This is a genomic window from Egibacter rhizosphaerae, from assembly GCF_004322855.1.
Classification (GTDB): Bacteria; Actinomycetota; Nitriliruptoria; order Euzebyales; family Egibacteraceae; genus Egibacter; species Egibacter rhizosphaerae.
The window spans coordinates 464,610-483,402 of the sequence record NZ_CP036402.1; the positions used below are offsets into that span (position 1 = coordinate 464,610).

Genomic DNA, 18,793 nt, shown 5'->3' on the forward strand with positions numbered 1-18,793 from the left:
AAGCAAGCCCCGACCGAAGCAAGCGATCAGTCTCGGAGTGGCAGTTGGCGGGCACGAACGCCGCTGGGCCGCTGGAGGGTGCTCACCGATCCCGGCGGTTAGATCCATCCCTCTTCCCAGGCGCGATGGATGGCCGCGTGCCGGGTGGAGACTTGGAGCTTGGCCATCGCCGAGGACAGGTAGTTGCGCACGGTGCCCGGCGCGAGGTGGACCGCCTCGGCGATGGCTTGGACCTCCTCGCCCGCGCGACCGGCGCGAAGGACGTCGAGCTCGCGCGCGGTCAGGGGGCAGGCGCTCTCGGTGAGCGCGGACGCGGCGATGTCGGGATCGACGTAGCGCTGGCCGTCGGCGACGCCGCGGAGGATCTCGGCGAGTCGCGTGGCGGGGGTGGTCTTCGGCACGAATCCGCTCACCCCGGCAGACAGCGCGCGGCGCAGCACGCCGGGCCGTGCGTGGCGGGTGACGAGCACGATGTGGGTGGACAGCTCGGCACGGATCTCCTCTGCGGCACGCAAACCGTCGGCGGGAGGCATCTGGAGGTCGAGCACGGCGATGTCGGGTCGGTGCTCACGGGCGTGGATGACCGCATCGGTAGTGGTCGCCGCCTGGGCGACCACGGTCATGTCGTCCTCGAGGTCGAGGAGGGAGGCGAGAGCGCCGCGAACGAGGTCTTCGTCGTCGGCGAGCAGGAGCTTGATCATGAGAGCTGCTCGTGTCCGACGGGGATCCAGGCGGTCAGGCCGAACCAGTCGTCGTCGTGCTCCCATTCGAGCGCACCCCCGGCCGCGCGCAGGCGCTCGGCGAGCGTGGCCAGACCCGTCCCGTCGGGGCTCGTGGCCTTGCCCGTGGCGTTCGCACCGTTGTTGCGCACGTCCAGGCGTGCGGTGGCGCCCTCGAGGGTCAGGGCGAGGCGGGCCTGGTCGGCGCGGCTGTGGCGCAGCACATTGGTGGTCGCTTCGCGCACGACGAGGCCGAGCAGGTGCCGGCCGGGGTCTTCGACCTCGTCGGCGGCGACCTGCGCGTCCCTGCTGAGACGGCCATCGATGCCTGCAGCGGCCAGCACGCGGGTGGCGTTGGTCAGTTCCGTACCGAGCGACGCCGTGCGGTAGCCCTGCACGATCCCGCGGGTGTCGGCCAGGGCTTGGCGAGCGAGGTCTTCGGCCTCCGCCATGTGCCCGGCAGCCGCGGCCGGGTCCGAGGCGGCCACCCGGCCGGCGAGCTCGCATTTGAGCGCGATGACTTGCAGATGGTGTCCCTGGATGTCGTGCAGGTCGGCGGCGAACCGTAGCCGCTCCTCCGCCACCGCCAGCGCGCCTTCTAGCTGTCTGGCCCTCTCGAGGCGCACGACGAGCTCCCAGTGGCGCAGCTCGGCCCTCGACGCCACCGCCACGCCGGCGACGAGCCCACCTTCGAGGACCAACCAGACCCACTCGAGGTTGCCGACGATCAGGAAGCGGGCCGCGGCCGCGACCACCGTGGCGACCAGCCCGCCCAGCAGCCCGGCGAGGACCCACCGTCGGCCAGCGACCGTCACGACGACCGCGATGTTGGCCACCGCAGGCACGGCGAACCACGACCCTTCCGGCTCGTCCGCCACGGCAGGCAACGGTGCAGCGTCAGCGACCTGCGCGAGCACCGCGTAGACCAGGCCCGCGACGACGGCAACGGCCACGAGCGGCGCGTCGCCCGCATGCTCGTCCGGGCTCGCGGTCGCAGCCGCCGCAGCGATGCGCCGATCGATGAGACGGCCGGCGGCGAGCGACCCCGCGACGGCAGCCGCGACCGCGACACCGAGGCCCACACCGAGCGGCCTGGTGGCCAGCGCTGCCGCGATCCCGATCATCCCGAGGGCGTAGACGATGCCGAGGCTCGACCAGCGGGTCTGCCGACGCATGCGGTCCAGGTCGGTACCAGTGTCGGCTGCCGGCCCCGCCATCGACGCCCGATCGCGGTGCGGTCCGCCGTCGGGAGCTGTCGTTTCGGGGCTCGGTTCCATGCGCTTCATGATGCCCCAGCGCCAAGCGGTGCGCGGGTGACATCTGTCACGTATCGACGTGAACAGCGCACACGAACCGGTGAGGTCCGGCACTACCAACAGCCCGTCTCCGACGAGCACGGTGCCCCCATGAACACGACCAGCACCGGTGACCGCCACACCCGGCAGGGTGCGAGCGGAGCCACGACCGCCCCATCCGCTCCCCCGACCTCCCCAGGGGCCCGACCGACCGCCGACGACGTGGCCGTAACGGCGACGGGACTGCGCTGCGCCTACGGCGACTACGAGGCGGTGCGCGGCATCGACCTCACCGCCTACCGCGGCGAGCTGCTGGCCGTGTTGGGCACCAACGGTGCCGGCAAGACCACCACCCTGGAAGCGCTCGAGGGCCGCCGCGCACCCGACGGCGGCGGGGTCCGAGTGTTGGGCATGGACCCGCGCCGCCAGCGCCGCCGCCTGGCCGCCCGCATCGGGGTCGTGCTGCAGGAATCCGCGCTGCCCGACGAGCTCACCCCCGCAGAGTTCCTCGCCCTGTGGCACAAGATGACCGGCGCAGGGAAGCTGGCCCACCGCCCCGTCGACGAGCAGCTCGCCCGCGTCGACCTCATGCACCGCCGCGACGTGCGCATCGGCCGGCTCTCGGGCGGGGAACGCCGCCGGCTCGACCTTGCGACCGCCTTGTCGGCCGACCCCGAGCTCCTCTTCCTCGACGAACCGACCGCCGGCCTCGATCCCGAGTCCCGGGCCGGCACCTGGGAACTGCTCCGCGACCTGCTCCGAACCGGCACGACGGCTGTGTTGACCACCCACTACCTGGAGGAGGCCGAGGCGCTCGCCGACCGGTTGGCGATCCTGCACGACGGCCGCATCGCCGTCGCCGGAGCCCTCGACGAGGTGCTGGCCGCCCGCGACGCCCGCATCCGCTGCGACCTCGACCCTGGCGCTCCCTCGCTGCCCCAGCCCCTCACCGGCCATGCCACTGTCACCCCGCAGCGCGACGGGCACCACATCGAGATCCGCACCCGCGATCTGGCCGACGACCTGGCGACACTCCTGGGCTGGTCACAAACCCACGCGGTGGCGCTGCGACACCTGCACGCCTCCGAGCCGACGCTGGCCGAAGTCTTCCACGACGTCGCCGGCACCACCCGCGAGGAGGCCACGATATGAACGTCATCGCCCTTGCCCGCGCCGAGCTGGTCATGCTCGCCCGCAACCGCGTCGCTGTCGTCACCGGCATCCTGGTCCCGGTAGCCGCCGGTGGGTACCTGATCACCAACCCCCCGCCCACCGACGTCCCCAGCGGTGTCGTCGGCGGAATCACCTCCCTGATGCTGGTGCTCCTGGCCGGCATGACCCTCGCCTCCACCGCCACCACGACCCTCGTCGCCCGCCGCCAGCAACACTTGCTCGAGCGCTGGCAAATCGCCGGCACACGGGCAACCAGCGTGCTGGCCGGCACCCTTGCACCCGTGTGCCTGCTGGCCGCGAGCGGGGCCGCGATCCTGTTCGCCGCCACCGGCTACGCCTTCGACACCATCCCGGCCCGGCCGGAGCTGCTGGTCCTCGCCGTGGCGCTCTCGGTCTCGCTGGGCAGCGTGGTCGCGGTCGCGGCCGCCGCGTTCACCCGCAGCGTCGGAACCGCCGAGATCACGCTGCTGCCCGTGCTGGCCGCGCTGATCGGCGGCGGCATCTGGACCAGCCTCACCCCGCTGGCCGACATCAGCTGGCGAATGCGGGCCACCGGGGGCGGGGCGCTGACCGAGCTGGTCCGCCTGGGATGGGACGGTCCCGCCGACGCCGGTGGGTTCACCGCGGCGCTCTCCGCCTCGGCGCCGAGCCTGGCTGTGCTGGTCGGCCTGGTCGCCGTGTCGTTGGTGGTCGCGGTCCGCAACTTCCGCTGGAACCCCCGTGCGTAACGCCGAGCCACACGAAGGAGACCGTATGCAGCGACCCGGCCTTGGAGTGCCCCGAGCTGCCCGCGCTGGAGGCCCAGGACCCCGCCGCCGACATCGAGGGCGCACTCGGGGAGTGTCGTGACCGGCTGGCCGGCGATGGCGTCGATCTCGACGCGTTCCACCACCTGGCCAATGCTCGCGACGTCGACGTCGTCCGCCGGGCGCTGGGCTACGACCGGCTCAACCTGCAGGGTGGCTCGTATGGGACCCAGGTGGCGCTGCTGGCGGCGGAGCGGTCGCCGGAGACGATCCGGTCGGTGACGTTGAGCCCGCCGATCGATCCGAGGGAGAACTGGGTCGACGGGATCCCGGCCGGCTTTGCGCGGGCCCTCGACCGCGTCAGCGCCGTCTGCGCTGACGATCCGGCATGCCACAGCGCCGTGGGGGACTTCGACGCCGCCATCGCCGCACAACCCCGGTGACACTCTCACGAGAGTTCGGTCGACATCTCCCGCCAGCGGCCTCCGTGCCGCGAGTCTGGCAGGGGATGCGCGGCCGCGGCGGTCCCGTTCCGTCCCTTCGCACCGGCGCGCCGTGGGCGCTATGAGAACCTCGGCACGACCGAAAGGAACTCAGATGAACAGTGCCACCGCTCGTCGGCCACGATGGGGCCGAGCGACCCGCAACCTGCTGCGGTGGATCCGCAACGGCATGCTCGGCCTGCTCGGGCTCCTGTCCGCCGCCACGCTGGCCGGCCGGGTGCAGCAGGCCCGCCTGCAGCGGGCCCACCCCGCGCCCGGCGGCCTGGTCGACGTCGGCGGACACGAGCTGCACGTGCTGCAGGCCGGCGCCGGGGGCCCCACCGTCGTGTTCGAGAACGGCCAGGGCGGCATGGCGCTGGACTGGCACTACGTCCAGCCGGAGATCGCGGCGCAGTCGGCCACGCTGGCCTACGACCGGGCGGGCATGGGCTGGAGCGAGCCCGGACCGGGCCCCAGAGACCTCCCCGTCCTGGTCGACGAGCTGCGCGCCGTCCTGCACGAAGCCGGCGCCCCCACGCCCTACGTCCTGGTCGGGCACTCGCTCGGCGGGCCCATCGTCCGTGCCTACGCCCACACCTACCCCGACGAGGTCGCCGGTCTCGTGCTGCTCGACGCCACTCACGAGGACCAGTTCGAGACCTTCCCGGCCGCGTTCACCGCCAAGGCAGACGCCATGGCCGAGGCGATGCGACGGCAGCGGCGCGTCATCGCCGCCGTCAACGCCAGCGGCATCCCCGCGCTGTTCGCCTCGGCCTACCCCGACCCCGTCGCGTCGAAGCTGCCCGCCGAGGTCGCCGACGCCCGGCGCGCCGTCAAGTTCATGGACGCCTCCACCGTCGTGAGCGCCGCCGACGAGATGATCGCGCTACGCGACAGCCTCGATCATCTCCGCCGCAGCCGGCAGTCCCTCGGCGACATTCCCGTGGTCGTGCTCCCCGCCGGCAAGGCCCTGGGCGCCGAGGCCGCCGTCCCCGAGGGTCTCGAGGGAGACGTCGAAGCGGCCCGCCAGACCATGCAAGAGGACCTCGCGACCGTCTCGACCAACGCACGCCGAGTCGTCGCCGACGGCAGCGGGCACTTCATCCACGTCGAACGACCAGACCTGGTGACCGACGCGGTCCGCCAGGTCCTGGAAGAGGCCGCCGCCGACGCATAGCTGTTGCGCCGATACCGGCAGGGCTCACGACCTGAACCGGCTGTTCGAAGTCGGGCGGTGGCTCCGGACATCAACCGCAGCTACTGCTCGCGGACGGGAACGGTCCGCTCCAGACGCGTTCGACGCCCGTCCACCCTGCTCAATCTGCTCGGCCTACTCGACACCCCGACAGCCGGACGGATGGCGCTCGCCGGTCAGGACACCACCAGCCTCGACCGTCGGCTCCGCGCACGTCTGCGTGGCCAGTCAATCGGGTTCGTCTTCCTGTTCCACCACCTGCTGCCCGAGTTCAGTGTGGCGGAGAACCTCACCATGCCGCTGCGCATCACCGGCCGGCGGATCGGCGCACAGGACCGCGAGCGCGTGCGCGAGCTGCTCGAACTCCTCGGTCTGCCGCGGCTGGAGGACAAGAACGCCAACCAGCTCTCCGGCGGGCAGAAACAGCGGGTGGCCATCAGCCGAGCGCTCATGCACCGGCCACCGCTGATCCTCGCCGACGAACCGACCGGCAACCTCGACACCGCCAACACCGACACGGTCCACCAGCTGTTCCGCGACCTCAACGGTGAGCTGGGCACCGCCTTCCTCATCGTCACCCACGACCGCGCGGTCGCGGAGATGACCGACCGCATCCTCGAGGTCCGCGACGGCGAGCTCGTCCAAGACGTCCGCAACAGCTACCGATGAGCGGCGACTACCCCTCGGGCGGCAGCAAGACGGTCTCGAGGCCGGTGAGTCCGCTCGCCAGGGTTGCCTGACGCCGGTCGAGCGTGGCGAGGGGCAGCCCGTGGTCCCGGCAGGTCATGGCGATGAGGAGGTCGTGGACGTTGCCGCCGAGGTGCAGCGAACGGCCTGTCCGCAACACTTCGGCGTAGGCCGAGGCTGCTGTGGCTGCGACACGCCCTTCTGAGTTCCAGGGGCCAAGGGTCTCCGCGACCGTGGCCGCGTCCAAGTTCCAAGGAGCACGACGCAGGGCCGCCCAGGTCTCGGCGACCACGATCCCCGGCACCTGACTGCGAGCAGACTGGACCACATGGGGGCGGGCGACGGAGTGGAACTCGTGGTTGCGGACCAAGCCCGCGACCATGACCGAGGTGTCGATCACTCGCGATCTCGCTGGGCGTGGATGGCCTCGACCGTGGTGGCGTTGCTCACGGTTTCGAGTTCGTCGACCGTGACCAGCGGGAGTCCGCTCTCATCCACGGTGACAGTGGCACGGCGGCGACGTTCCAGCAGGACGCCTTCGGGTGTGGAGACGAGCTCGAGGGCGCCGCCGTCGGATAGGCCGAGACGTTCACGTTCGGTCTGAGGGATAACGACGCGGCCTTGTGGATCCACCTTGACGGTGATGGACATCATACTCCCAACGTGGACACCATCGATATGGTGCCATGGTGCCATCTTGATGGCAGTGGCTCGCCCCCACGGTGGGGCTCGGTCCCTGTCTGGATCGACCCGGGATACGTTTTGAGCGACTGGTGCCACTGCCCAAGCCCCTCGTCGTCTGTCGCGCCCCGCCAGCCCGATCCGGCCGGCGAGGCCCCGTGTCGGCCGAGGTGGCTTTTGCGATTCGGTCAGGAACTGTCGGTGCGCGTGCCATCGGGGACTCGGCATGCCGCGTCTGTGCTGCTGCTCAGCGATGGCCCGCAATAGTCGTTCCGTGGCCGGTGATGACGATCTTGCCGCGGGCGTGGCCGTCCTCGAGGTGCTGGAGCGCCCTCGGGGCTTCGCTGAGCGGGAACGTCCGGTCGATCAGCGGGGTGAGCTTGCCGGCCTCGATCAGTTGGGTGAGCGCAAGCAGGTCCTCGTGGTTCTCGCGGTTCATGAACGTGCCCAGTGTCTGGCGGACGAACGGTGACAGCAGCTGTGCTCGCAGTACGCGGTCCATACCGCCCAGCCAGCGGCCGCCGTCCTCGCCGCCGACGATGACGAGCCTGCCCGTGTCGGTCAGTGCCCGCCGCAGGCGTGACAGTGACGTGTTACCGCCGATGTCGAGGATGACGTCGTACCGGTGGTTGCCGTCGGCGAAGTCCTCTCGCGTGTAGTCGCTGACGCAGTCGGCGCCGATGTCGGCGACCATCGCGGTCTTGGCTGTGCTGCACACGCCGGTGACGTGCGCACCGGAGGCCTTGGCGATCTGCACCGCGTAGGTGCCCACCCCGCCGGATGCGCCGACGATGAGTACGTGGTGACCGGGACGGACCTTCCCGTGGTCGCGGACCGCCTGCAGGGCGGTCGAGCCGGAGATAGCGACCGCCCCGGCCTGTTCGAAGGTGAGGTTGGCGGGCACGGGCGCGAGCTTGTCCTCGGGCGCGCGGGCGTACTCGGCGTAGGCGCCCTTCCCGACGCCGAATACCTCGTCGCCGGCCCGGAACCGGGTCACGTCCGAGCCGACCGTCTCCACGACGCCGGCGAGGTCCATACCGGGAACCGGCGTCTTCGGTGCGCGTAGCCCGTAGCCGGCCAGACGTATCGGGTACGCCAGGCCGGTCATCAGGTGCCACACGCCTCGGTCGACGCCGGCCGCGTGCACGCGCACGAGGACCTCGTCGTCCGCGGCCCGGGGCCGAGCGATGTCACGCAGCTCGAGCACGTTCGCCGAGCCGTAGGTGTCCTGCACGATCGCCTTCATGCGGTCCCCTTCCCGAGCCGCAGAGGCCGGCTGAAGCCGCTGACGATGAGCCAGATCGGCAGGATCAGCTCGAAGAGCCCACCGGGGGCGACCGCGAGCAGCCCGGCCCCCTGGGTGACATCGGCCAGGTCGAAGACGTGCAGGACGGTTCCCACCAGCAGCACCGGGTAGCCGGCTAGGCCGAGGACTGCCAACGGACGTGGGATCAGTCGAGATCGGTGCAGTGCGACGGCCAGGACCGTTCCCGCCACGCTGGTGAACAGGTAGATCATGACGATTGCCACGTCGTACTGCGCCTGGAAGACCGCGCCGAGATGCTGGCCGGCGGCGGCGTCGACGGTGCCGTCGGCAAGCCCGCCACCGATCTGGGACACCAGCAAGGGGGTGGCCAGGTACAGCAGGATGGCGGCGAGCTCGGCGATCCGGAAGCCGACGTAGCCCAGGGCCAGGGGTTGGCTGTAGCGCTCGAGCAGCGGGTACAGCAGCAGGGCGATGCCGACGACGGCGAGCCCGTCGACGAAGGCCAGCAGCGCACCGGCGCTCAGCGCGGTGGCATGTGCAGGTGCGCTCGTCAGGAAGTCGGGCAGATCCAGCACGCCGGTGATGAGTTCGTCGGCGACCAGGAACGTGCCCGTGGCCGCCAGGAACAGCACACCTACCAGGACCGCGGTGCGCCTGGTCGAGCCGGGGGTCGGGGTGGTCTCATTGACGGTCGGAGTGGTCATGGTGGTCATTGGTGGCCTCCCGTCGGGCAGTTGTCGCGGACCGGGTTCTCGTTCGAGGCGATCTGTCGGCTACGGACGACGAGCCAGACCGCCAGGAGCAGCTCACCGATCCACGTGTAGGTTCCGACCTCGGGTACGGACCCGCCGGAGAGCACGGTGGCGACGCTGTCGAAGACGTAGCCGACCCCGGCGACGGTGAGCAGGAGCCCCAGCAGCCGCGGCAGGAAGCCGGACCGGTAGACCAGGTGGCCGACGATGAGCAGGTGCAGGCCGAACAGCACCATGCCGGCGTCCCAGACGGCGTCGAACGTGCCGATCCGCGACATGGCCAGGGCGTGGACCTGCTCGGTGCTGAAGGTTGGGAGAGGCCCCTGGCTGCCCAACAGGCGCAGCGCGGCGACGAGGTGGCCGACCGCAGCGAGGAAGACCGCGGAGTAAGCCAGCCGGAACCCTGCCGCGAGCGCCGACAGGTGTCGGCTCACCGGGCGGAACACCCGGTAGAGCGCGCCGGCGACGACGACGTCGAGTGCGATCACGCCGAAGACGCTGACGATGCCGGCGCGGAACAGCCCCTCGGACGCCAGGATGTCGATGGTGGTCTGTGTGGCATCGCCCGGTGTCACAAGCCCTTCCACGACGATGATGAGGCCGAAGCCTGACAGCGCTGCCATCAGCAGCAGTCCGGCCCCGGCGGTGAGGCTGGCGCTGCGCATCGACCAGATTGCGCCGGTGGATGCCCCGTCGGGCGATAGTGCATCCTCAGTGAGGTGCGGCGCGGGTACTCGTACGGTTGCCTTCTTCATGGTGCACCTCCACGGGTGTCGGGCTGCTCGCCAGACCGGCGGAGACGGCCGATGGGGTCCGCGAGCCATGAGCGGGTGGTCGTCGATGCGTGGCGGTCTGCCGCGCTGTCGATGGCCACGACCGGAAGGTGACACGTGCGAGTGGAGCCTCGGTGGGAGACGAGTGGAGCCGAGGTGGTGCGCCGATGGGTGCGACTCTGCGACGATGGTCGAACGATCGAGGTGTCGAACGGCAGCGGGCGACCTCGACGCTGTGGCAGGAGCATTCGCGGTGGTGCAGGTCGAGCTGCTCAGCGGGGTCCGGGCAACCACCGACATCGGCGAGCCGCTGGACGTCGGACCAGCCAAGTGCCAGGCGGTGCTGGCGACGCTCGCGCTGTCGGTCGGCGACGCGGTACCGGTGCCCCGGCTGATCGACGTCGTATGGGGCCAGGACCCGCCCCGCACGGCGGACAAGACCCTGCAGGGCTATGCCGCCCGGCTGCGCAAGGCCCTGGGCACCGACGCGATCGTCCGCACCGGGGCGGCCTACCGCCTCGACCTCGATCCCGGGGCGGTCGACGTGGCCCGCTTCCGGCACCACGTCGGTGCCGGCGAGGTCGATGCGGCGCTGGCGACATGGACCGGCATGCCACTGGCGGGCCTGGACGCCCCGAGGCTGCAGCCCGCCGTGGACGCGCTGGTCGAGCAGTGGCTGGGGGCCGTCGAGTACGACCTCGGCCGACGCGTGAGGGCCGAGCCGGCCAGGGCGATCGCCACGCTGACCGAGCTGACCGCCGACCACCCGTTCCGCGAGGAGCTGTGGGCCCTGCTGATGACGGCGCTGTACCGGGCGGGCCGGCAGGCGGACGCCCTGGCGGCGTTCCAACGTGCCCGCGAGCACCTCGTCGACGAGCTCGGGGTCGAACCGGGACCGCGGCTCCGCGAGGTCGAGGCACAGGTCCTCGACCACGACGCCGGGCTGCGAGGCGGCCAGCCACCGCCGGTGTCCCCGTCGCAACGGCGCGGGAACCTGCCCCACCGGCCGGGACGGTTGGTGGGCCGCGACGCCGAGTTGGACGCGATCGCCGACGCCCTGCAGGCGTCGCAGGTGCTGACACTGGTCGGGCCCGGCGGGATTGGTAAGACCGCGCTCGCGGCGGCGGCCGCACACCGGTCCGAGGCGAACGGCCGGCGGGTCTGGCTGGTCGAGCTGGCCGAGATTGCCAGCTCGGGGGAGGTGGCCCGTGCGGTGGCCGAGACGCTGGGCGTCACCGGAGGTGCGGGACGGACCCTGACCGAATCGGTCGTCGCGGCGCTGGGCGCGCACCACACGATGCTGGTGCTGGATAACTGCGAGCACGTGGTCGACGGTGCGGCCGCGCTGGCGCGTGCGATCGCCGAGGACGGTGCGGACACGCGGGTGCTGGCCACGTCCCGCGAGGGCCTTGCCATCGCCGGTGAGCAGCTGATCACGGTGGGCCCACTCGACCCCGCCGGGGCGGCGGTCGAGCTGTTCGCCGACCGAGCGCGGGCGGTCGGGGCGACGTTCGACCTCCACGTCGCTCGCGCCGAAATCGAACAGGTCTGCCGACAACTCGACGGCCTGCCACTGGCGGTCGAGCTGGCGGCCGCGCTCTCGCGGACCCTGACCCCTGCCCAGCTGCGGTTCCGGCTCGACGACCACCTGCGCCTGCTGGGCAGCGGCCGGCCAGTAGCCGAGCGGCACCGGACGCTTCAGGCCACGGTGCAGTGGTCCTACGACCTGCTGTCACCGGCGCAGCAGGTCACGTTCGATCGGCTGGCAGTGTTCGCCGGACCCTTCGACCTGGCCGCGGCCGAGGCGGTGGCCGCCCCGGAGCTGGACACCGTCGATGCTGACCGCCTCGTCAGCGACCTGGTGGAACGGTCGATGGTCACGGTCGAAGCGGGCCCCTTCGGCCGCAGGTTCCGGTTGCTGGAAACCCTTCGGCAGTTCGCATCCGAGCGGCTCGCCGCGCACGGCGCGGTGGACCAGGTCGCCGCACGGCACGCACGATGGTGTCGCGGGGAGGTCGTCCGCATCCAGCAGCTGCTCACCGGCCACGGCGAGGTCGAGGGCGTCGCCCAGCTGGCAGAGTTGTGGTCCAACCTACGAGCTGCCTTCGACTGGGCGTGCACAACCGGTGACGTTCAGCTGGCCGACGCTCTGGTCCGCCCGGTCGCCCCGGAGGTGAACCTGCGCCGGCAGGCCGAGATCGGCGACTGGGCCGAGCGGATCCTCGACCTCACACCGCCAGACGACGAGGCCGCCGTCGTGTTCTGGTTGCTGTGGGCAGCCGACCGCCGCGCACAGGCCGACGACCACGAAGCCTACGAGCGGGTCGTGACCCGCCACGGGCACACCAACCACCCCGTGCTCCGGTTCACCCACACCTACATGTACGACGACAGCCCATACGGACACGAATCGTCTCTGGAGGCCGTCGCCTGGCTGCGCGCACACGGCGAGGACCACGCGGCCGACCTGGTGGAGATCGCCGGCGTCGGAGCCGGGCTGATGACACGGGGACGGTTCGCCGAGCTCGATGCGTTAGCTTCAGAGATGGCGGAGCGCTACCGGGCGCACGGCCCACCGACATTCCTGTACTTCGCGCTGGGCCTGCGCGGCTACGCGGCGCAGTTCGCGGGTCGCCACTCCGACGCCACCCGGATCTTCACCCAGTCGGCGCGCATCGACACCCCCTCCGGGACCTATCGGGTGAGCCAGCCGATGGAGGCGCGGGCGGTGTTCGACCAGGGGCACCGACCGCTGGCCGTGAGGATGCTGCGAGAACACGTCGAGGAGCTGCTCGACACCGACTACACCGACGTCACCCGGATGGTCTCCGTCGAGTTCATCACCATGATGGTCGCGCTCGACCGCCGTGCCGAAGCAGCGCGCGTGCTGGCCTACCTCGACACCACGGGCGACTTCGGTGCGCTGGCCCGCGAGACCCTCATCGCCGACGCCGTCCGAACGATCGACGCCGACCCCGCCCTCGCCCCAGGCCAGGACCGCAACCTCGACGCCCACAACGCGCTGCTCGTCATGCGCGACACGCTCGACGAGCTGGCGCGGGACTCCCCGGTCGTCTGACGTCCCACCGCACCGTCGACAACCTGCTCGTCTGGGTTCGACGCCCCAGCCGCCATGCCGCCCACCGGGCCTGTGAAGCAGGCTGGATCTGAACCGCGCGACATCACCCCGCGGCCGGGGAACCGCTGGTGCCGACACGATCGTGCCGTGCAGCGCGTCCCCGCCACCCCCCTTACGGCAACCGACGTGCGTGGTAGGCGTCGGTCCCGGAGGGGAAGGGACGTGAAGCCCGGCCGCCCTGGGGCGCACCGACCCGTGGCACCGCACGCGCACGCAGCAAACCGCCCCGAGAGGTCCGGTCGATCCGCGCTCGCCAGCGTCGCAAGCTCGCCGGCGCGAGCTCGGTAGCGAGCTCTGTGGCCAGCCAGGGCGACCCGTCGACCGACACCTCGACGCGGTGCAGACCGTGCGGTGGTGCCCAGGCGACGCCGGTCGCGACGGTGCCGTCACCCGTGGCTGCCGTCGACCCCACGTCCGCTGCCGCATCAACGGACATTTGGATCTCCCCACGGGCGGACGTGAGATCTCCCCAGTGGCGGACGACGCGACGGGGCGATTCGCGCAGCGCTCGACGCGAAGTACAAGTCGCTCGCCGGACTCACCGGCCCCAGCGGCGACATGTACCAGGCGCTGGCCTACTGCGTTGCACACGAGCTGCCCCGCTGCTGGCTCGTGTACGCTGCCGAGAACGAGACCTCTCGCGCATACACCCTGCGCCACCTCAACGCGACCATCCACGTCGCCGCGATCGATCTCACCGGCAACGTCGACGAACTCCACGAGGCGGTTCGTGGCCTCGCTGGTGAAGTAGTCCGCACCGCTTAACGCCTCTCCCCCGTCATGCCCCCATTTTCGGACTCCGGGGCAACGGACACGGCACGAGAATCGTCGTGCCATGGAGCGTGATAGGGCCCTCCATCTCCCGCTCGCTTCTGCGAGCCCGCTGCCACCGCCGGCTTGCCCGCTTGTCGCCCCGCAGCCGCCACGGACATACGGGCGCGGCGACCTCTCAACGTGCGGAATCAGCCGCAGCACATTATCGACGAAGCTATCGAGCTCGGATCAGAGGCGGCCTCCCGATGCGGACCTACGGCGGATGTCCCGATACGGTCCTGCGGCGGTTCTGCCGCTACGCGATATCGGCGGTAGGGCCACTACTCCGGTGGCATGCCCGTCCTTGCGAAGCTCTTGCACCGCTGTATGCAGCGGCAGCCGCCGGTGTTGGTGGGTGCCAGACGGTGACAGTGGGATGCCACTGAGGTGACAGGGCGCCCTGCGACGGTCGTTCCCGTCGGATCGGCACAAGGGAAAGGGAACGGCTATGTCCACCAACGGCTTCGATGAAGATCGAGTTGCGCAGTTCATCGGTCAGGTGATCGGCGATCTGGGCGCAGGGGTGTCCGGCGCGTTGGCTCGCATCGGCCACCGGCTCGGCCTGTATCGGGCGATGGCCGGGGCCGGGCCGGTGACCCCCGCTGAGCTCGCCGAGCGCACCGGGACGGTCGAGCGCTACGTGCGAGAGTGGCTCGCGAACCAGGCCGCCGGCGGCTACGTCACCTACGACCCCGCCGCCGCTCGCTATGCGCTGCCGGCCGAGCACGCGTTGGTGCTGGCCGACGAGGACAGCCCGGCCTACATGGCCGGTGCGTTCGACACGATGGCGGCGACCTGGGCGGTCCACGGCCGGGTGGAGCGCGCCTTCCAGACCGGTGAGGGCGTGGGGTGGCACGAGCAGGACCCGCTGTTGTTCGCGGCGACCGAGTGCTTCTTCGCGCCCCAGTACCGCGCCAACCTCGTGCCGGTGTGGATCCCGGCTCTGGACGGGGTCGAGGCCAGGCTCGAGGCCGGGGCACGGGTGGCTGATGTGGGTTGCGGGCACGGGGTGACCACGATCCTGCTCGCGCAGGCCTACCCGAACGCGGAGCTCGTCGGGTTCGACTACCACGAGGCGTCCGTCGAGGTCGCTCGCAAGCGCGCCGTCGAGGCCGGTGTCGGCGACCGAGTGGAGTTCAAGGTCGCCTCGGCGACCGACTTCCCGGGTGAGGGCTACGACCTTGTGTGCTTCTTCGACGCGCTTCACGACACGGGCGACCCCGTGGCGGCGGCCGCGCACACGCGGCAGGGGCTGGCCGGTGACGGGACGGTGCTGCTCGTCGAGCCCTACGCCGCAGACCGCGTCGAGGACAACCTCAACCCGCTCGGCAGGGTCGGCTACGGCATGTCCACGTTGGTGTGCACGCCGGGCGCCCTGTCGCAGCCTGGCGGCATGGCACTCGGCGCCCAGGCGGGCGAGGCCGAAAGCCGCTGTGTGTTCGAGCAGGCGGGGTTTTCGCGGTTCCGCCGTGCTGCCGAGACGCCGGTGCATCTCGTGTTCGAGGCTCGGCCATGAGCCCGCGCGCCGAGCTGGCCCACAAGGTCGACGCCGGGGGCGGCGAACGCCTGCGCTACGCCGGCATGACGTTCGTCATCCGGGCGTCGGCTGCGTCAACCGGTGGCGCGTTCTCGATCGTGGAGGAGATCGACGCGGTCGACGCGCCGCTGCACATCCACGATCACCACGACGAGGCCTTCTACGTCCTCGAGAGCGAGCACGTGTTCACCGTCGGCGACCGGGAGATCGAGGCCGGACCCGGCGACCTCGTGTTCGGCCCCCGAGGGGTCCCCCACGCGCAGCGGCGCGTCGTTCCCCGCTCTGGCCGGGTGCTCTCCATGTTCTCCCCTGCCGGGTTCGAGGGGTTCTTTCGCGACCTCTGTCAAGCGGACCGGGACGGGCAGGTGGGCCCCGACGACCTCGTGCGGATCGCTGCCGCATACGGCGCACGGTGGATCGTCTGACTCAGGGGTCCTGGCCGGCGCCGTCAGCCCCCCAGCCGCTCGATGACGGCCAGCGCGTAGGCGACCGTCTCGTGGTCGTCCATGGCGTGACCGCGGGCGGCTGCGGTCGCGTGCCGCTGGGGTCCCAGCGACTCCCGCGCGGCCGCGTCGGCGGCCGCCATCCGCTCGGCATCTGCGCCGAAGGCCGACGCGCCGCTGCTGGCGCTGGCGATCGCGCCGTGGAGCACGGCGGCCGGCTCGTGGACACCCAAGCGGACGAGGAGCACGACGAGGTTGCGCAGCGTGGTCCACTGGTGCACCCAGTCTCCGGACCGGCGCCAGTGGGCGACGCTGTCGGCGAAGCTGGCCAGCGCGTGGGGAGCCTCGCCGCGCCTGGCGTGCAACGAGGCCAGGGACACCCGCGCGACACCCTCGACGAAGCAGTTGCCGACCGACCCGGCAACGTCGACCGCCTCGGCGAGCGCCGCTGCGGCCCGCTCGGGGTCGGCGTCGAGCCACAGCTCGCCCTCGAGCATGCGATACGAGGCGTGCATGGTCGGGCTGCCGGTGGCCTCGGCCACCGCCCAGCCGTGGGCGAACCGAGCCATCGCGTCGTCGGTCCGCCCGCCGTAGGCGGCTGCGAGCACGGCGTGGAGGTGCCCGATCGCCTCCTCGAATGGGCGGTCAAGCGCCTGCGCGGCGGTGACCACCTCCTGTGCGAGACGGTCGACGTCGTCGAGCAGCCCGCGGTAGAGCGTCATGTCGGCTTCGAGCTCGAGGACGCGCAACCGCGCGAGCTCAGCGGCGGTCGACGCCGCCAGCTGCGCCTCGTCGCGGTAGCCGCTGGCGCGGTCGAGCTCACCGCGGTGCACGCAGCCGGCTGCCGCCGCTGCCAGGGCAGGGGCATAGTCCGCACGGTCTGACGCCTCCGGCCGCGCGGCCGCCTCCTCGGCCCAGCGGAACACCTCGTCGCGCAACCGGAAGTAGGCGTAGTGGTGCAGCAGGGCCGGCAAACGCAGCGCCACGTCGACGTGTCCGGCGGTGAGCGCCCACCGGTGCGCTGCTCGCAGGTTGGCAAGCTCGGCGTCGCACAGCACCACCCACCTGGCTTCGTCGGATCCGACGACGCCGGCTGCAGCCTGCTCGGCCAGCCCCGAGCAGTAGGCGGCGTGCCGCTGCTTCCACGTTGCCAACGCTGCCTGCGCAACGAGCCGCGCCTCCGCGTAGGCGCGCAGCGTCTCCAACAGCCGGTAGCGCGCGCGTTCACGCCGGCGCTCGACCACCACGAGCGAGTGGTCCACGAGCTCGCCCAGCCGGGCCGCCACCTCGTCGACAGGGAGCACGTCATCGGCGCACACCTGCTCCGCGGCGTCCAAGGTGAACCCGCCCACGAACACCGCGAGCCGGTCGAACAGCCGCCGCGCCGCCTGCGACAGCAGCGCGTAGGACACGTCGACGACGGCTTGCAGGCTCCGATGGCGCGCATCGGCGGTCGGCGTGTCGCTGGCAAGCAGCTCGAAGCGACGATCCAGGCGCGCCGTGATGTCCACCGGCGTCATGGAGCGTATGCGGGCCGCGGCCAGCTCGATCGCCAACGGCAACCCGTCCAGCCGGCGACAGATCTCGGCCACAACCTCTACGTCGTCGTCGAAGACCGCCCCTGGCTCGGCGGCTTCCGCCCGACGCAGAAACAGCTCGACCGCAGGCGCTTGTGACGGGTCGCCGGCTGCCGCCGTCTCGAGCGGCGCGACCGGCCACACCTGCTCGCCGACGACACCGAGCGGCTGCCGGCTCGTAGCCAGCACCCGGACATGCGGGCATGCCCGCACGATGCGGTCGACCAGCCGGCTGGCGCCGTCGAGGACGTGCTCGCAGTTGTCGAGCAGCAACAGCAACTCCAGGCCGCGCAGGTGTGCGACTACCGCAGCATCCAGGTCCTGCGAGCCGTGGGGTTGTATCCCGAGCGCCCCCGCGACCGCGGCAGGCACCGCACCGGCGTCCTCGACCGCCGCCAGGTCACACAGCCGCGCCGCGTCATCGAAGCGCATGGCGACCTCGTGCGCGGCCCGCAACGCCAGCCGCGTCTTGCCCACTCCCCCGGGCCCGATCAGGGTCACCAGCGGCGCCCTGCCCAGCGCAGCCCCAACCCGTTCCACGTCGCCTTCCCGGGCGACGAAGCTCGTGACCTCCACCGGCAACCGCGAAGCACCCCGGTCCGCGAGACCGGTGTGCGGCGACACCGCGGATGGTGCCGGGCCGGCGAGGGCGTCGTGCTGTTGCAGGATGTCCTGCTCCAAGCGTCGCAGCGCCGGCGAGGGCTCCACCCCCAGCTGCTCCACCAGCCGGTCGCGCAGCCGACGGTGGACCCCCAACGCCTCCGCCTGGCGGCCGCAGCGATACAACGCGAGCATGAGCCACGCGTGCAGCTGCTCCCGAACGGGATGCGCGTCGACCAGCGACTCCAGCTCGGCGACGACCTCCCCCGGCCTGCCCAGCGCCAGCAGCCCCTCGGCCCGCGCCTCGAGCAGACCGAGCCGGCGCTCCTCCAGCCGTGCTGCCTCGACGCGCGCGAACTCCCGATCGAACTCCGCCAACGGCGAGCCCCGCCACAACCCCAGCGCCCGGTCCGCCAGCTCCACCACCTCCGCGGGGCTGTCGGCGGCACGGGCCTGGTCAGCCAGGCGCTCGAACCGACGGGCATCGACCTGGTCCACCGCCACCAGTAGCGCATACCCAGGCGGCCGGGTCACCAGCAGATCACGCGCGCCCTCACCGGCCGCTCGCTCGAGCACCCTGCGCAGACGAGACACGTGCGTCTGCAACGCCTGATCGGGATCCTGCGGCGCCTGTCTGTCCCATACCGACTCCACGAGCCGGTCGGCCGAGACCACCGACTCGCCGGCCACCAGTAGCGCGGCCAGCAACGCCCGCTGACGCACCGACCCCACGGCCACCTCCGCGCCACCCACCCGCACACGCAACGGTCCCAGGAGCCCGAACTCGACCCCGTCCCCACTGCCCACAGCCGCGGAGCCATTCACCGCTGTCACTCCACACCAGCCCGTACGAAGGCCTTGCAGGCTAGCAACGCCTTCGGCCCCATCGGCGACGGCGCGGGCAGGGGACAGCA

17 protein-coding genes are annotated in these 18,793 nt (G+C 71.6%); 9 read left to right on the top strand and 8 right to left on the bottom strand.

Translation table 11 applies throughout. The features are described 5' to 3' along the window. Positions 1 to 98: 98 nt before the first annotated feature. Both ER308_RS02195 and ER308_RS02200 read right to left on the bottom strand, forming a co-directional pair. Positions 99 to 701 carry a response regulator transcription factor gene (locus ER308_RS02195; protein WP_131153491.1) on the bottom strand — a complete coding sequence of 201 codons (603 nt, stop codon included), beginning with the start codon at positions 699 to 701 and terminating at the stop codon, positions 99 to 101. Beyond that, on the bottom strand, positions 698 to 2,155 hold the full coding sequence (locus tag ER308_RS02200; RefSeq protein WP_131153492.1) for a sensor histidine kinase: 1,458 nt from the start codon (positions 2,153 to 2,155) through the stop codon (positions 698 to 700). Before ER308_RS02200 ends, ER308_RS02195 begins: the two co-directional genes overlap by 4 nt. Between ER308_RS02200 and ER308_RS02205 the strand changes: the two genes are divergently transcribed. The 5 genes from ER308_RS02205 to ER308_RS02220 all read left to right on the top strand — a co-directional run bounded on the left by ER308_RS02205 (position 2,126) and on the right by ER308_RS02220 (position 6,279). Further along, positions 2,126 to 3,166 (top strand): ABC transporter ATP-binding protein, encoded by a 1,041-nt coding sequence (locus ER308_RS02205; protein WP_131153493.1) that lies wholly within the window; start codon positions 2,126 to 2,128, stop codon positions 3,164 to 3,166. The two genes, ER308_RS02200 and ER308_RS02205, sit on opposite strands and share 30 nt — an antisense overlap. Beyond that, positions 3,163 to 3,915, top strand: coding sequence for a hypothetical protein (locus ER308_RS21280; protein WP_165491747.1), 753 nt, complete (start codon positions 3,163 to 3,165; stop codon positions 3,913 to 3,915). Before ER308_RS02205 ends, ER308_RS21280 begins: the two co-directional genes overlap by 4 nt. Positions 3,916 to 3,956: 41 nt before the next feature. Further along, positions 3,957 to 4,376, top strand: coding sequence for an alpha/beta fold hydrolase (locus ER308_RS02210; protein ID WP_165491748.1), 420 nt, complete (start codon positions 3,957 to 3,959; stop codon positions 4,374 to 4,376). A gap of 154 nt (positions 4,377 to 4,530) precedes the next feature. Beyond that, positions 4,531 to 5,592 (top strand): alpha/beta fold hydrolase, encoded by a 1,062-nt coding sequence (locus ER308_RS02215; RefSeq protein WP_165491749.1) that lies wholly within the window; start codon positions 4,531 to 4,533, stop codon positions 5,590 to 5,592. A gap of 57 nt (positions 5,593 to 5,649) precedes the next feature. Then, positions 5,650 to 6,279 (top strand): ABC transporter ATP-binding protein, encoded by a 630-nt coding sequence (locus tag ER308_RS02220; RefSeq protein ID WP_165491750.1) that lies wholly within the window; start codon positions 5,650 to 5,652, stop codon positions 6,277 to 6,279. A gap of 7 nt (positions 6,280 to 6,286) precedes the next feature. On the opposite strand, the gene ER308_RS02225 is transcribed toward ER308_RS02220, so the two are convergent. From ER308_RS02225 to ER308_RS02245, 5 genes are all read right to left on the bottom strand, one after another. Further along, positions 6,287 to 6,697, bottom strand: a complete 411-nt coding sequence (locus ER308_RS02225; protein ID WP_131153497.1) for a PIN domain-containing protein — start codon at positions 6,695 to 6,697, stop codon at positions 6,287 to 6,289. After that, a complete protein-coding gene (locus ER308_RS21285; protein ID WP_165491751.1) occupies positions 6,694 to 6,948 on the bottom strand; it encodes an AbrB/MazE/SpoVT family DNA-binding domain-containing protein in 255 nt (84 codons plus the stop codon). Before ER308_RS21285 ends, ER308_RS02225 begins: the two co-directional genes overlap by 4 nt. Before the next feature lie 277 nt (positions 6,949 to 7,225). Next, complete coding sequence (locus ER308_RS02235; protein ID WP_131153499.1) at positions 7,226 to 8,224, bottom strand: NAD(P)-dependent alcohol dehydrogenase; 999 nt, start codon at positions 8,222 to 8,224, stop codon at positions 7,226 to 7,228. After that, positions 8,221 to 8,958, bottom strand: coding sequence for a DUF4386 domain-containing protein (locus ER308_RS02240; RefSeq protein ID WP_131153500.1), 738 nt, complete (start codon positions 8,956 to 8,958; stop codon positions 8,221 to 8,223). Before ER308_RS02240 ends, ER308_RS02235 begins: the two co-directional genes overlap by 4 nt. Then, positions 8,955 to 9,662 carry a DUF4386 domain-containing protein gene (locus ER308_RS02245; RefSeq protein ID WP_131153501.1) on the bottom strand — a complete coding sequence of 236 codons (708 nt, stop codon included), beginning with the start codon at positions 9,660 to 9,662 and terminating at the stop codon, positions 8,955 to 8,957. Before ER308_RS02245 ends, ER308_RS02240 begins: the two co-directional genes overlap by 4 nt. Before the next feature lie 361 nt (positions 9,663 to 10,023). Here ER308_RS02245 and ER308_RS02250 point away from each other — a divergent pair, with 361 nt between their 5' ends. From ER308_RS02250 to ER308_RS02265, 4 genes are all read left to right on the top strand, one after another. Beyond that, on the top strand, positions 10,024 to 12,849 hold the full coding sequence (locus ER308_RS02250) for an AfsR/SARP family transcriptional regulator (RefSeq protein ID WP_205745848.1): 2,826 nt from the start codon (positions 10,024 to 10,026) through the stop codon (positions 12,847 to 12,849). A gap of 618 nt (positions 12,850 to 13,467) precedes the next feature. Further along, positions 13,468 to 13,674, top strand: a complete 207-nt coding sequence (locus ER308_RS02255; RefSeq protein ID WP_131153503.1) for a hypothetical protein — start codon at positions 13,468 to 13,470, stop codon at positions 13,672 to 13,674. 496 nt (positions 13,675 to 14,170) lie between these two features. After that, the gene (locus tag ER308_RS02260; protein WP_131153504.1) at positions 14,171 to 15,238 is read left to right on the top strand and encodes a class I SAM-dependent methyltransferase; all 1,068 of its coding nucleotides are present in this window, start codon (positions 14,171 to 14,173) and stop codon (positions 15,236 to 15,238) included. Then, the gene (locus tag ER308_RS02265; protein ID WP_131153505.1) at positions 15,235 to 15,684 is read left to right on the top strand and encodes a cupin domain-containing protein; all 450 of its coding nucleotides are present in this window, start codon (positions 15,235 to 15,237) and stop codon (positions 15,682 to 15,684) included. The genes ER308_RS02260 and ER308_RS02265 overlap by 4 nt, the downstream gene beginning before the upstream one ends. Positions 15,685 to 15,707: 23 nt before the next feature. On the opposite strand, the gene ER308_RS02270 is transcribed toward ER308_RS02265, so the two are convergent. Further along, positions 15,708 to 18,704 carry an AfsR/SARP family transcriptional regulator gene (locus ER308_RS02270; protein WP_165491752.1) on the bottom strand — a complete coding sequence of 999 codons (2,997 nt, stop codon included), beginning with the start codon at positions 18,702 to 18,704 and terminating at the stop codon, positions 15,708 to 15,710. Between the last annotated feature and the right edge of the window lie 89 nt (positions 18,705 to 18,793).

Bases quoted from the DNA above. Each gene is read 5' to 3' on its own strand.
- ER308_RS02260 (WP_131153504.1), top strand. From the start codon at position 14,171: ATGTCCACCAACGGCTTCGATGAAGATCGAGTTGCGCAGTTCATCGGT.
- ER308_RS02265 (WP_131153505.1), top strand. From the start codon at position 15,235: ATGAGCCCGCGCGCCGAGCTGGCCCACAAGGTCGACGCCGGGGGCGGC.
- ER308_RS21280 (WP_165491747.1), top strand. From the start codon at position 3,163: ATGAACGTCATCGCCCTTGCCCGCGCCGAGCTGGTCATGCTCGCCCGC.
- ER308_RS02255 (WP_131153503.1), top strand. From the start codon at position 13,468: ATGTACCAGGCGCTGGCCTACTGCGTTGCACACGAGCTGCCCCGCTGC.
- ER308_RS02215 (WP_165491749.1), top strand. From the start codon at position 4,531: ATGAACAGTGCCACCGCTCGTCGGCCACGATGGGGCCGAGCGACCCGC.
- ER308_RS02205 (WP_131153493.1), top strand. From the start codon at position 2,126: ATGAACACGACCAGCACCGGTGACCGCCACACCCGGCAGGGTGCGAGC.
- ER308_RS02235 (WP_131153499.1), bottom strand. From the start codon at position 8,224: ATGAAGGCGATCGTGCAGGACACCTACGGCTCGGCGAACGTGCTCGAG.
- ER308_RS02240 (WP_131153500.1), bottom strand. From the start codon at position 8,958: ATGACCACCATGACCACTCCGACCGTCAATGAGACCACCCCGACCCCC.
- ER308_RS02245 (WP_131153501.1), bottom strand. From the start codon at position 9,662: ATGCGCAGCGCCAGCCTCACCGCCGGGGCCGGACTGCTGCTGATGGCA.
- ER308_RS02195 (WP_131153491.1), bottom strand. From the start codon at position 701: ATGATCAAGCTCCTGCTCGCCGACGACGAAGACCTCGTTCGCGGCGCT.
- ER308_RS21285 (WP_165491751.1), bottom strand. From the start codon at position 6,948: ATGTCCATCACCGTCAAGGTGGATCCACAAGGCCGCGTCGTTATCCCT.